Annotated in this window: 3 protein-coding genes; 2 read left to right on the forward strand and 1 reads right to left on the reverse strand. The window is 39.7% G+C overall.

Going from position 1 to position 1084, the window contains the following annotated elements:
- Both GMD1S_RS08025 and GMD1S_RS08030 read left to right on the forward strand, forming a co-directional pair.
- A partial coding sequence (locus GMD1S_RS08025) for a rhodanese-like domain-containing protein (RefSeq protein WP_000496600.1) occupies nt 1–210 on the forward strand: 210 nt, incomplete at its 5' end.
- Nucleotides 211–296: 86 nt separating this feature from the next.
- Nucleotides 297–530: a hypothetical protein gene (locus GMD1S_RS08030; protein WP_001088140.1), complete on the forward strand. Its 234-nt coding sequence runs from the start codon at nt 297–299 to the stop codon at nt 528–530.
- A gap of 40 nt (nt 531–570) precedes the next feature.
- Here the strand turns inward: GMD1S_RS08030 and GMD1S_RS08035 are convergent.
- On the reverse strand, nt 571–1084 hold a 514-nt coding region (locus GMD1S_RS08035), incomplete at its 5' end, for a 16S rRNA pseudouridine(516) synthase (protein ID WP_000315655.1).

Genomic DNA, 1084 nt, shown 5'->3' on the forward strand with positions numbered 1-1084 from the left:
CATATCCTCGGAGCTCGCAATATTCCTTCAAATCAGTTGAAGTCAAGCCTTGCAGCTCTTCGCAAGGATAAACCTGTCCTTCTCTACGAAAACCAACGCGGACAACGAGTGACCAATGCAGCCCTCTATCTGAAAAAGCAAGGTTTTTCTGAGATTTATATCCTTTCTTATGGATTGGATTCTTGGATTGGAAAGGTCAAGACGAGCTAACATTCTGTTAAAAACTGTTTAATGATAGATAAATCTTGCGTTTTATGGTATCATCATTTATATTAAATTTAAGGAGATTTTGTAATATGAATTCACAACAAAAGAAAAAACCTTCACTTATTTTAGGTATCTTATCTATCGTCCTTGGTTTGCTTTCTCCAATAGTGGGTCTGATTTTGGGGATCATAGGATTGGTCTTGGCTTTTTCATACCAAAAAGAATCTGGACTAAACTATCAAACAGAAAAAATTCTGAATATCATAGGACTTGTAGTTTCTGTTCTTAACTGGATTCTAGCCGTCGCAGTATTTTTTAGATAAGCAAAAAACAAAAAGCTTTAAACATAAAGCTTTTTTTGTTTTATCGCCCCATCTCTAAATAGTTTTTTATGATTTCCAATTCCTCTGGATTCAAGGGACGGTATTGCCCTTCTGCTAGTTCTGGGTCTAATGTAAAGTCACCGAATTGGACGCGTTTTAGGGCAGTCACCTTGACACCAACTGAGAGGAACATTTTTTTAACTTGATGAAATTTTCCTTCTGAGATGGTAATAGAGGCATGGCTCTCTGTTGGGCTTATGTCTAGAATTTCTAGCTGAGCAGGTTTACAAGTGGTCCCATCTAAAAAGACAATTCCATCCTTGAACTTTTGGATATGGTCTGACGTGAGCGGTCCGTTTACTACCACTTGATAGGATTTATCGACATGGTACTGGGGATGAAGGAGTTGGAAGCCAAGAGGTCCATTGTCTGTCAAAAGCAGCAGTCCCGTGGTATCGCGGTCTAGTCTGCCGATAGCATAGAGCTGGTCAGACTGGCTGTCAGGTGGAAGGAGGTCCATGACGGTTGGAAGTTTCTTATCCTTGCTAGCTGTA

This window comes from Streptococcus sp. GMD1S, from assembly GCF_000296875.1.
Taxonomy (GTDB): domain Bacteria; phylum Bacillota; class Bacilli; order Lactobacillales; family Streptococcaceae; genus Streptococcus.

Bases quoted from the DNA above. Each gene is read 5' to 3' on its own strand.
- GMD1S_RS08030 (WP_001088140.1), top strand. From the start codon at position 297: ATGAATTCACAACAAAAGAAAAAACCTTCACTTATTTTAGGTATCTTA.